This window comes from Mixta sp. (assembly GCF_024610815.1).
In the GTDB taxonomy this organism is placed as follows: domain Bacteria; phylum Pseudomonadota; class Gammaproteobacteria; order Enterobacterales; family Enterobacteriaceae; genus Mixta; species Mixta calida.
In genome coordinates this window covers 21160-32649 of sequence record NZ_JANION010000193.1, presented here as the reverse complement: position 1 = coordinate 32649, position 11490 = coordinate 21160, and the positions used below count along the sequence as shown (strand labels likewise).

Annotated in this window: 11 protein-coding genes and 1 tRNA gene; 7 read left to right on the top strand and 5 right to left on the bottom strand. The window is 54.1% G+C overall.

Features of this window, described 5'->3' with window-relative positions; all coding sequences use genetic code 11:
- Positions 1–224 precede the first annotated feature (224 nt).
- Complete coding sequence (locus tag MYY08_RS14775) at positions 225–428, top strand: hypothetical protein (protein ID WP_288014732.1); 204 nt, start codon at positions 225–227, stop codon at positions 426–428.
- 674 nt (positions 429–1102) lie between these two features.
- Here MYY08_RS14775 and MYY08_RS14770 read toward each other — a convergent pair.
- Positions 1103–1723 carry a serine acetyltransferase gene (locus MYY08_RS14770; protein ID WP_288014730.1) on the bottom strand — a complete coding sequence of 207 codons (621 nt, stop codon included), beginning with the start codon at positions 1721–1723 and terminating at the stop codon, positions 1103–1105.
- Between the two features lie 1279 nt (positions 1724–3002).
- Between MYY08_RS14770 and MYY08_RS14765 the strand changes: the two genes are divergently transcribed.
- The gene (locus MYY08_RS14765; RefSeq protein ID WP_288014734.1) at positions 3003–3446 is read left to right on the top strand and encodes an acetyltransferase; all 444 of its coding nucleotides are present in this window, start codon (positions 3003–3005) and stop codon (positions 3444–3446) included.
- A gap of 80 nt (positions 3447–3526) precedes the next feature.
- Here the strand turns inward: MYY08_RS14765 and MYY08_RS14760 are convergent, their stop codons facing one another.
- On the bottom strand, positions 3527–3697 hold the full coding sequence (locus MYY08_RS14760; RefSeq protein ID WP_038626685.1) for a membrane lipoprotein lipid attachment site-containing protein: 171 nt from the start codon (positions 3695–3697) through the stop codon (positions 3527–3529).
- A 372-nt stretch (positions 3698–4069) separates the two neighbouring features.
- On the opposite strand from MYY08_RS14760, the gene MYY08_RS14755 reads away from it, so the two are divergent.
- Entirely contained in the window at positions 4070–4828 is a 759-nt protein-coding gene (locus MYY08_RS14755; protein ID WP_211278239.1) for a ZIP family metal transporter, read from the top strand.
- A 476-nt stretch (positions 4829–5304) separates the two neighbouring features.
- Here the strand turns inward: MYY08_RS14755 and MYY08_RS14750 are convergent, their stop codons facing one another.
- Positions 5305–5562 carry a hypothetical protein gene (locus tag MYY08_RS14750; RefSeq protein ID WP_038626683.1) on the bottom strand — a complete coding sequence of 86 codons (258 nt, stop codon included), beginning with the start codon at positions 5560–5562 and terminating at the stop codon, positions 5305–5307.
- 495 nt (positions 5563–6057) lie between these two features.
- Here MYY08_RS14750 and MYY08_RS14745 point away from each other — a divergent pair.
- The 3 genes from MYY08_RS14745 to psrA all read left to right on the top strand — a co-directional run bounded on the left by MYY08_RS14745 (position 6058) and on the right by psrA (position 7516).
- A tRNA-Val gene (locus tag MYY08_RS14745) sits at positions 6058–6133 on the top strand.
- A 164-nt stretch (positions 6134–6297) separates the two neighbouring features.
- Positions 6298–6594, top strand: a complete 297-nt coding sequence (locus MYY08_RS14740; RefSeq protein ID WP_038626680.1) for a hypothetical protein — start codon at positions 6298–6300, stop codon at positions 6592–6594.
- A 22-nt stretch (positions 6595–6616) separates the two neighbouring features.
- Positions 6617–7516, top strand: coding sequence for an L-proline-binding transcription factor PsrA (gene psrA / locus MYY08_RS14735; RefSeq protein WP_038626678.1), 900 nt, complete (start codon positions 6617–6619; stop codon positions 7514–7516).
- Here psrA and MYY08_RS14730 read toward each other — a convergent pair.
- Together MYY08_RS14730 and MYY08_RS14725 are read right to left on the bottom strand one after the other, a co-directional pair.
- Complete coding sequence (locus tag MYY08_RS14730) at positions 7491–8252, bottom strand: substrate-binding domain-containing protein (protein ID WP_052134018.1); 762 nt, start codon at positions 8250–8252, stop codon at positions 7491–7493. The two genes, psrA and MYY08_RS14730, sit on opposite strands and share 26 nt — an antisense overlap.
- Positions 8253–8296: 44 nt before the next feature.
- Positions 8297–9607, bottom strand: a complete 1311-nt coding sequence (locus MYY08_RS14725) for an MFS transporter (RefSeq protein WP_038626674.1) — start codon at positions 9605–9607, stop codon at positions 8297–8299.
- Between the two features lie 637 nt (positions 9608–10244).
- Here MYY08_RS14725 and MYY08_RS14720 point away from each other — a divergent pair.
- A complete protein-coding gene (locus tag MYY08_RS14720) occupies positions 10245–11474 on the top strand; it encodes an amino acid permease (RefSeq protein WP_052133910.1) in 1230 nt (409 codons plus the stop codon).
- Positions 11475–11490: the final 16 nt, after the last annotated feature.

Below are 11490 nucleotides of genomic sequence, written 5' to 3'. Positions count from 1 at the left end.
AGCCAGAGATGACGACGAAGTTTGTCGACCGAAGATTATCTGTGTGAGGCAGCGTCTACCGCTTTCTCTGGCACCTTCTGTGCTGATGCTTTTGAACGTTTTTTTTGACAGCGGCGGTATCGTTTTTTTATCGATCTTGTTTTAACGCGGGTAGTTATCGTGACGTCAGCCTATTGCTGACCCAGGCGAAAAGTTGCGGAATGATTAATTTTTCAGGGAAAATAATGAGCGCATTTTATTATGTTGAAAAGAACACCTCGTTTAGCGGCATTCGCCTGGTTCATGAAGCTGGCTGTCAGAATTTACCGCAAGCCGATAACCGTATTTTTCTTGGGTCTTTTTCGCATATTTCCTTTGCGGTACAGGCAGCCAACATCCGTTACTCCAGCTCAGCACCTTGCCTGCATTGCATTTCCCGACACGGATAAACGATATTGCCTGATAACATAGCGGATAAACAGGCCGACAGCAGCGTTGCAGAATGTTGCGGTCTGTGATGACTCACGCGCATCAGCGTGTTCACGCTGCGTGCTGTGAAAGCAGGTGGAAATCGCTGCCTGGCGCGCTGGTGTAAAGCGCGCGCAGTAACGCTGCTGAGGCGCCCAGAAACTAACGCCCGTCTTTATTAAGCATTATTCAACGCGGGCGACAGGCGCGTTGAGCTGGCAAGACTACGGCGAATCACCATACATATCACGCGCCAGAATTACAGATTATTTCTCTCCTGCGCTTTCAAAAATGCCGGTCTGTTCATTGCTCTGTTGAGATAGTTTCCTGCGTTAGGGGTCATAATGGCTCCGCAGATTTTGGCCCACAGTAGCGTGTGTGAGAGGAAAATCTCAGCCAGCGGAAGTTATCTCCTGCTACCCACGCCTGATGGTCGTGCAGCCGCACCAGCGCGATACCGCTTTTATAGGTCTTCATGGCGAAACTCCCTGCAATGATAATATCCGCTTATAAAATAGACCGGCAGGGCGAGTCGATCCCAGGCAGGCCAGAGGCTGACGCAGCTCATATGTTTGAGGGCAGGTGTAGAGGCAACAGAGCTCTTGTCTATGATTTTATCGCCGAAACGCTTGCTGTAGCCTTTTGAAGAAGGAACTTATAATTTCTCTTTTTTAACGGCTATGCTGTTTCTCTTTTCGGTAAATACAATGCTGTCATCAGGAATATCTTTATTGATAAAGGACATTGCACCGATAGTAACGTTATTTCCGATGCGTAAATTGTCGCCAATGATACAGCTGTTCGCGCCTACTTCAACATTATCGCCAATATTTATTTTTGGATGATGATTGCTGCCTCTGCCGGATAAACCTATTGTAGTGTTCTGTCGTACCTTAAAGTTTTTTCCAATAACTGCACAGCCATTTATTACCACGGAAAGATAATGCGTGACGATTAGTCCCGGTGCTATTTGGGCAGGGAGCTGAATCTCGGTGTTATATTTTTGTATAAGCTTTCTGTTTATTCTGTAGGCTAATTGTTTTTTTGCCGGTGATCCAGTGTGATACAGGTAAGATGCAATACGCCACCAAAAATTGAAGCGTCGCTTAGGGCATTTTAACGCTTTATGTAAAGCGCGCCACCATGAAAACGGTTTTTCATTCATTATTACCTCACGTTGCAGGCAGTGATAAAGATGCTTCCTTAATTCATTCTTTCTAACAGGATTTAACGCAACGTTTTTTCTTACCGTCTGATCAAGTGTATTGTTCTGCATGTTATGAGTTCCATTGCTGTTAAGGTTTACAGGAAGTTTATTTGCGGCGCGGTAGCGTCTGATTGATTAGCAGATCGTTCACTTTTTAGATGGCAGGATATTTTAATTAAAAACAGGCGCAGTGCATTGATGTAGCGCATTATTACACGTTGTGTTTCTTATGGGTTGCGTATGCTATATATTAAAAAGAGTGATTTAATAGTGGAGGTTAAGTGGATAATAAAGGTGTTTCACTTTTTCAGCAGAGGCGCGCCTGCCGAGGCCGCCTGTTAAGCTGTTATCAGACTAACGTTCGTTCAATAAGTCGTTTGTAGTCATAAAAATCGGCGGATGCAGCCTGAGCCAGCGCTCAGCTTTGCATAGCGCGGCCAGCATTAACTGTCTACCTCCTTCCAGGTAAGTTCCATAAGAAAAAATTTACCGAAACGATTCGCTATGTAACTTATTAATAACGATAGATAACGCAGGGGATATATGGAATAAACGGCTAAAGTTTATGTCTGATTCGCTGTTATTCTGTCCACGATCATCGGGAGGAAGCATGTACTTTCTAAGTTTTTGCTGCCCGAAGTGCGGCTGCGAAAAATTCGTCTTTACCCGTTACTGTCACTTTAGGCGGACCGGGCATGGCGCCGCCTGCGCAAGGTGTAAAGCGCCGCTGACCATCGCCTCGTGCCTGAGCCATAAGCATGGCCAGCCGACGGGCTCGAACCATCAGGCGGAAGCAACGCGCTTGCGCGAATAGGCGATTCGCCACGGAGCGAAGATTTATCTTCGCCCGTTTTAATTCTTTTCACCGTCACAGCAAAAACGCCTCGCCAGGCTATAGTCAACAGGTTCCCACAACGCCGGAGGTAGATATGTCTGAACGCCCCGATTTTGACGAACCCTTGCCAGATGATATTGAAGATGATGAAGACGATATTGAATACATTGAGGGGGAAGACGATTTGCCTCCCGATGCCGGAAAAGATATCTGAGCAAGAATCAAACCGCCTGCGGGCGGTTTTTTTATGCAGTAAAAAATCCTTAAACGTGAAAGCGCGCCACAGGTACCCTGTAATGGTGATGCCGGGAAACGCGTGACGACGAGCGTTACCCATACCGGACATTGTTTTATCATTTTTGTCTTTCCGACCCGTAAAAGAGAAGCGGAGTCGGTACGTCGTAGCGTATCCGCATAAGGTATCAATATCCGGTGCGTTGCCAGCGTGCGCGCGTGCGGCCAACAGGCGCAGCGGGCGGTGCGTTTGAAGAAATTGTAAAAGGGAAGAGAGCCATGATGTTCAGCATTCGCCGCGTTCGTCAGGATGAGGGAGAGATGGTCATCGCCATCTGGCGCCGAGCCGTCGATGCCACCCACCACTTTTTAACGTCGGCTGATAAACAAGACATTGAGCGCGAGGTGCGCGCATTTTTGCCGCAGGCGCCGCTGTGGATTGCGGTCACACCGCAGGACAGGCCTGTCGCTTTTATGCTGCTTTCTGAAGATCATCTCGACGCGTTGTTCGTCGATCCCGAACTGCGCGGCTGCGGCGTGGGACGACTGCTGGTGAAACATGCGCTTGCGTTGATTCCGTCCTTAACCACTGATGTCAACGAACAGAATGCACAGGCCGCAGGATTTTATAAAAAGATGGGGTTTGTCGTAACCGGCCGCTCGCCCGTCGATGATTGCGGTCGGCCTTATCCGCTGCTGCATTTACGCTATCGCGGCGCCTGAAAAGGCGGTTTACAGGAATAAAAAAGCCCGGACTGAACGGGCTATGGAAAGTGCGACATTCGATATAAAACGGGTGACAATTAAGACTGCGGCTGGCCAACCGGGCCCTGGCCCTGGGTGCCGCCAGGCACTGACTGATTGCTTGGCGCGTGCGGACGGCCATCAGGGCCGACGGCGCTGCTGTCGTGCTGACAACCCGCCAGCGCAAACAGGCTGGAAAGAATAAATAAACCACCGATAATCTTTTTCATGAAATTCCCTGTGTAAGTTTAACGCAACAACAACGTTGCCCTTAAAGGGTAGTGAACAGCGGCGCGTTGTCAAAGCCGCAGGCGCGGCAGCGTCTTGTTTTTATGGATGTTTAAGATAAAACTGAGGAAGGAGTAAAGACCTGCGTGCGTCGGTAAAGAGGGCATAGGCCTGGTCGCGCGTTTTGAAGAAAGGGCTACTGAGGGAAATTCACCACGTCCGCTGACATATCGTCAATTGCCTGTTTCACGTCCGCCGCGCTGTTGGCGACATTTTTACCGTATTCCTCAATGCGTCCTGCGCCGCACCGGCAGTGTGATGCTTTCACACTATGCTTAAAGCGTAAAATCCATGATGAGGAGAAGGAAATGGCGATGATGCCGCTATGGGCGCAGGCAGGATTCTGGGGGTTTATTTCTGGCTTTGCATTAGTGATCGGCGCAGCGGTCGCGTGGTTTATCGCCGTGCCGCAGCGCGCTATCGCGGCGATAATGGCCTTTGGCAGCGGCGTGCTGATCTCCGCGCTCTCCTTTGAGCTGATGGATGAAGCGTATAAAACCGGCGGCTTTGATTCTACCGCCGCTGGTTTTGTCGGCGGCGCGGCTATCTATACTCTGGCGGGCTGGCTGCTGGCGAAGCGCGGGGCGCAGCATCGCAAACGCTCCGGCGGCAAACAGCCCTCGGAGCAGGAGGAGAGCGGCAGCGGTACGGCGATCGCGCTGGGGGCGCTGTTGGACGGCATCCCGGAATCGATTGTTATTGGTCTGTCGATGCTGCATGGCGGCGCCGTCAGCGTGGTGGCGGTGATCGCTATTTTTCTTTCCAATATTCCTGAAGGGTTATCGAGCGCGGCAGGGATGAAAAGAGCGGGGCGCAGCGCTGGTTATGTATTCGGCGTGTGGGGCGGCATTGCGCTGGCTTCCGGCCTGGCGGCGCTGGTGGGCTATACGCTGTTTCAGGGGTTCTCTCCTGACATTATCGCCGCCACGACCGCTATCGCCGCTGGCGCGATTCTGGCGATGCTGGTGGACACCATGATCCCGGAAGCCTTTGCCGAAACGCACAACTTTGCCGGTCTGATTACGGTTAGCGGATTTCTGGCGGCGTTCGTGCTCAGTAAAATGGGCGGCTAAAAGGGGCGGGCCTCCTTACATAAAGGGAAATTCGGGGCTTTGGCTGACAGAAAACGCGCCGTTTGTTGCGCTGGCCCGGCAAAAATGTCAGCAGCGGCCTGCCGTTCGGATAACAGCGCCTATAATAGGTGCGCAGGTAATCTCAGGACAGAAAAGCGCATCAGAAGGGGGCTTATGAAAAAGGTGTTTGTGCTGGTGGTCTGCTTATCTCTGACGGGCTGCTCATGGGGCGTCGCATCGCTGATCCCCGCAACGGATGTTTGTCCTAATGGACGTGACGGTGTAACAGGTCAGTGCCACTGACCATCAGCCCGGTTTGAACGCCGGGCTGTACCTCGCTTTAGCCTCCACCATCGTCTCTGGCCACCTTTCTTTACGCCCTGACAGACGGCTTGCCTGAACGCCTGCGGGCATAATGAAAAGCCCCGCCGGAGCGGGGCTGTGAGCCTGGCGGCTGCGCGCCGGGGAAAGACGTCTCAGTCGCGTGAGACAAAAATAATATGCGAGGCCGTTTCATCGCTCAGCAGCATCTCTTCAGCTTCGCCGCTGGCGGAAACGAAAGTCACGGTATCTCCCTGAATCAGATCCTGAAATGCCTCTGCGGGCTGCGTCGCCTTCTGAATTTCAAAATGGCGGCGAAGCGGTGCGTTTTCTCCTGCCGGCTGCTCGGTGAAGTAGTGGCCGGTAAATGCATATTCCGGGTGGTCTTTGATGTGCAGTTGAACAGAGGGCATAACAACCTCCAGATTGCCGTAAACCGAATTATCAGCCTAAACCCAGTTAATCAGTTTGCCATCTTCAGGAGGGCGCGCTGATTGCGATTAAGAAAATTCCTAATCGTCAGGCAGAGATATCACGCCGTGAGCGGGGCGGGCTGCGGCATTGCCCGTTGAATGAAAATTATTCTGTCGTTTTACCTTTCGCCTCTGCTTGTTAAAGCAGCAGTAAAGCGTAGGCTTAAGACACATCAGATATTTACGAGGCGTCTCTTTATGAGGTAACTATGCGCTCACTTAAGTTCAGCTGTCCCGCCTGCGGTAGTCAGAAATTCATGTTCACCTGCTATTCCAGCACGAAAAAAACGCGCCACGGAGCCATCTGCGCCTGCTGTCGCCTGCCTTTAACCAAGACCTCCTGCTTTGCCGATATTGCGGCCAACTCGTGGTTGGAAGAAAAAGTCTGATGCGCTTTCGCCGTTTAACGGCATAACGCGTCCCCTCATTTTCGAAACGGGCGTGGTATAAGTGGAGATTACGCCGGCCGTACAGGCTGAGGATGCAGGTTCGAATCCTGCTGCCCGTTCCACTTCCGCCGCCATAACGTTTCTTCCAGACGGTACGTCTTGCATGGCTGCCTTATTCCGATCTTCCCTGCGCAACGCTGACCCTTTTGCTCTGCCGTGATAAAGTCTGCATGATGATTAACTGCCTGGCGTCGTCGCCAGATTGACCGGAGAGGTTCATTCGCGGATGACCGTCAGAAAAGCTACGGCCACGGGGCTTATCGCCATTTTTCTCTGGCGTCTCCTTGTCGGCTTCCTGCGCGGCGTTACCGAAGGGCCCGGCGCCATCGGCGGCGCGACGACAGGGCGTTGCTACTGCGTTATCACTAAAAAAATCGCTGGCGGCAGCAACGGCATCAGCCTGTTTTTTATCCTCACCGCCGTCACGCTGTGGATGACCTTTTTCTTTAACGCGACGCCCGCGTTTCACTTCAGCATGAAAGTGGCGGCCGAATTATTTAACACAAAACGGATGCGGTTTTAACTGCGGCCAGGGAAGTGAGAAAATGCCGGTAAATTTCGATCTGAACGACCTTTACGCCTTCCGGGCGCTGGTGGAGTATGGCAACTTTCGCATCGCGGCGGAATCGATCTGCCTGTCGCAGTCGGCCCTGAGCCGAAGAATCGACAAGCTGGAAAGCGCGCTGGGTCTGAAGCTGTTTGAAAGAACCACCCGGCGCGTAACGCTGACGCTAAAAGGACAGGCTTTTGCCGAGCGCTCAGGGCGACTACTGGCCGATTTTGAAGAGGTGATGGCCGACATCAGCGAGGTCAGCCAGACGCGAACCGGCCTGGTGACCGTCGCCTGCGTGCCGTCCGCAGCCTACTATTTTATGCCGAACGTGATTAGCCGCTTCCAGGCTCGCTACCCGCGCGTACGGGTGAAGCTCATCGACAGCAGCGCGGGCAATGTCTATGACGCGGTGATGAGCGGGCAGGCCGATTTCGGCATCAGCTTTTCCGGCGTATCGCAGCCGGATATCGAATTTCTGCCGCTGCTGGAGGATGAGTATGTCGCCGCCTGTCGGCATGAGCATCCGATCGCCGGCAATAGCAGCATCAGCTGGCGCGATTTTTACCGGCACGCCTGGGTCGGGCTGGATAAAACCTCCGGCAACCGCAACCTGCTCGATCGGGCGCTGGAGGATATCGTACCGGAACGGCCCAGCATCTGCGAAACCCGACACGTCACCACCATGCTGGGCATGGTTGAAGCGGGGCTCGGCATTGCCGCCGTCCCCGCTATGTCGATGCCTTCGTCGGGTCATTCGGCTCTGACCAGCGTGCCGCTGACCGATCCAGTGGTGAAGCGCACGGTCGGGCTGCTGCGTAAAAATGGCCGCATGGTGTCGCACATCGCCAGAGAGCTGGAAAACCTACTTATTGAACAGTACTGCTCTGTTTAACCGGCGCGACCGAATGCAGGCCGGTTGAGCGCACTACCGCCTGCACCGCCGGCGAAGCCAGGTAGTTCAGTAAATCTTTTGCTTCATGACGATGCGCGGAGGTGACGACAACCGCGCCGGCGAAGCGGGTAATGTACTGGACGCTGGCGGGCAGCTCGCCGATAAAGGTGACGCCCGGCACCGGCAGTAGCTCGCTCACCTGCTGAAAGCCCAGCGTATATTTCCCGTCAGCGACCTGCGAGGCGACCGGAATTCTTTCCACCTTGTGCGCTTTGCCCTGCATCTCCTTCTCAATGCCGAGCGTGTTAAACAGCCGGGTGCTGACATACCTGCCGCTGGCGCTGTCGGAATAAGCCACCGAAGGAGCATCAAGCAGCGCCGCGCGTAATGCTGCCACGGTTTTGATGCTCACCGGCGCGTCGCCTTTTTTAATCACCGCGCCTATCGGCGAATCGGCCAGCTCCACCCTGGAGCCGGGTAAGATCCGGCCCTGTTTCTCCAGTTCGCTCAGCGCATCGCCAACCATAATCACCACGTCCGCCGTTTCCCCGCGCGCCAGCCGCGCCGGGATCGCCTGCGGCGTATTGCCCATTGAAGGGCCGGATACCGTTTTAATGCTGTAGCCCTCCTGCGCGGCAAAGCGCGGGCCCAGCGTCTCCCAGGCGGTTTTAAAGCCGCCGGAGATCATGACGGTCAGCGCTTTCGCCTGCGCGCTCGCGCTGCAAAAGCAGACCATAATCAAAGCAAATAAAGCGTGATGAATTTTCACAATAGCGCTCCTTAGCTAACCGTCTTACCGGCCTGCGGGAAGGGAACGGCGCTGCGGCGATAGAGGTAAAGCGTCGCCAGCAGCGCGCACAGGGCGGCAAAGCTCATCCAGTAACCAGGCGACGCTTTATCGCCGGTATATTCAATCAGCGCGGTGGAGATAACCGGCGTAAAGCCTCCGAACACCGCCGTCGCCAGGCTGTAGGCCAGCGAGAATCCCGCCACTCTGACCTCGACAGGCATGATCTCCGTCAGCGCCGGGATCATTGCGCCGTTGTACAGGCCGTAAATCAGCGACAGCCAGAGCAGTACGCCCAGCATCATATGGAAACTGGGCGCGGCCGCCAGCAGGCTCAGCGCCGGATAAGAGGTGGCCAGCGCCAGCAGCGTCATGACGACCAGCACCGGCTTGCGGCCAAAGCGGTCAGAGAGCGCGCCGCCCACCGGCAGCCAGAAAAAGTTGGATACCGCCACCAGCAGCGTCACCAGCAGGCTGTCAGAGGCGCTGAGCAGCAGCACCTTTTTGCCGAAGGTCGGCGCGTAAACGGTGATCAGGTAGAAGGCGGTCGTCGTCATCGCCACCATCAGCATACCGGCAATCACGACCTGCCAGTTGCCAAGCAGGGTTCTGAACGCCTGTCCCATGCCCGGATGGCTGCGGCGGGCGTTAAACGCCTGCGTCTCTTCCAGCCTGCGGCGCAGCAGGAAAATGAACGGCACAATCAGGCAGCCCAGCAGGAACGGAATACGCCACCCCCATGCGCGCAGCGCCGCATCGTCAAGCAGGGCGTTCAGCGCGAAGCCGATCGCCGCAGCGACCATAATGGCCACCTGCTGACTGCCGGATTGCCAGCTGGTATAGAAGCCTTTGCGTCCCGGCGTGGCGATCTCGGCCAGATAAACCGATACGCCTCCCAGCTCCGCGCCAGCGGAAAAGCCCTGCAACAGACGGCCCATCAGCACCAGGAAGGGCGCCCAAAGGCCGATGCTCTGATAAGAGGGGATCAGGACAATCAGGAAGGTGCCCGCCGCCATGATCGACAGAGTCACAATCAGCCCTTTACGTCTGCCCACTTTATCGATGTACGCGCCGAGCACCACGGCGCCGATCGGTCGCATCAGAAAGCCCGCGCCAAAAACGGCGAAGGTCATCATCAGCGAGGCGAATTCGCTGCTCGCCGGAAAAAAGGTGTGGGCGATATAGGTGGCATAGAAACCGAACAGGAAAAAGTCGAACTGTTCGAGAAAATTACCCGACGTCACACGGAATATTGCGCCAATACGGGAACGGGTTGTTGTGGGTGAGGTAGAAGATGTTTGCATCTGAGTCTCCGGTTTATTGATGACGCTTCTTGCTGCGCCTGTTTTGAAGACTGAACCAGCCGGACAAAGTTAATAAGTGCAATATGCGAATGATCCGATGCGTTTCGCGCATGAATAAATGACGCGTTGCAATAACAGGCCGTATTTACAGTGCTTTACCTTTCAGATGCTGATTATCCTGTCGCCCGGCACGGCAGAGTGAGTTTTCTATTTTGTGACATAATTCATAATAGAAATGCAAAGTTATGTAGGTTAAATGTTATTCGAAAAGGGAAGGCCGGGTGATAAAACCGTACTGTTGCGTTCACCAATTCAGCATGTCGCTGCGGGCTCGAACTGCCCAACAGGGTTATTTATTAATCTTTTGTAAAATAACGTCGCTGTAAAATAACCTGACTAAACATATTTAACGTTGCGGCTACGGAGACAAATTAAAAATGTGCTTTATTTGCCTTTTTAATGAGCATTGCCGCGTTCAGGGCGGCCTTAGATCAGTTTTTTCTGATAAGATCCGCGCGCCGTCGCTTCGCCATCTCGCCTGTTAATTCCTGCGGCAATACCGCAGTAAAACTTTAAACCAGACAGATGGCCTGTAAATTTTACTGAATAGCTGATTTTTTTATTTTGCAGGACTTTTATGAAACATCAGGGTTGGAAACTCCAGGATACGATCTGGACGTTAGGTTTATATGGCACCACGGTGGGCGCAGGCACGCTGTTTCTGCCGATTGAAATTGGCACCCGCGGGCCGGTGATCTTTATCATTATGCTGCTGCTGGGCCTGCCGCTCTCTCTGCTGCCGCACCTGGTACTGGGCCGCATCTATATGAGCGAGCCGGATCGCCAGCGTCTGCCGTCGCTAAGCACCTGGTTCGGACCGCGCGGCGATCGGCTGATGACCCTGCTTTACTGCGTCGCCTTCTATCCGGTCATGCTGGTCTACGGCATCTCACTGGTCAGCGCGCTGGATAACTTCCTCGTTGAGCATCTTCACTTCGCCAGCGTCAATAAGGGACTGCTGACGCTGATCTGCATGGTAGTGCTGTTCGGCATTCTCAGCAAAGGACGCGACCGGGTGGTCGGCACCATGAGCGTGCTGGCGCTGCCGTTCGCCATCGCTATTATCGCTATCGCGGCGGTGCAGATCCCCGCCTGGCGCTGGGAGAACGTCACCGATGCGCTGAGCGCGCTGCCGGAAACCTCTGCCTCCACCACCTTTAAAAATATCTGGCTGACGCTGCCGCTGATCACGTTCTCCTTCTGCTGCGCCCCGATTATTTCTCCGCTGGCCGCGCACTATCAGGAAAAAGGCGACGCGCCGCGCGCGTTCCGCGTCATTCGCATCGCCTACCTGGCTATTTTTGTCAGTATTATCTTTTTTGTGTTTAGCTGCGTGCTGAGCATGCCGCACGATATTTTTGTCGAAGCGAAAGAGAAAAATCTGAACGTGCTGTCGATTATTTCCTCGCCCGATAACGCTGGCGTACTGTTTTATATCGCGCCGTTTATCGCCATTATCGGTATGACCAAATCGTTTCTCGGCGTATCGCTGTCGGTCACCGAGACCTTCAGCGATTTTACCGTGCGGCTGTTTAACTGCCGTAGCGAAAAAGGGCGGAAAAGAGGCCAGACCGTCGCGGTGCTGACCATGTACGTGATGACTTCGCTGATCGTTTACGCCAACCCCAACGTTATTACCCTGATTGAAGCGTTTTGCGGCCCGCTGATCGCCATTATCCTGTTCCTGATCCCCGCCTGGCTGATCTACAACAAACCGGCGCTGGCGTTCCTGCGCGGCGGGAAGGCGCTTGGCATTTTAGCTGGCGGCATCGCCACGCTCTCCGCGCTGCTCTACGCGATGGCGTAACCTTTGCCGACGCGGG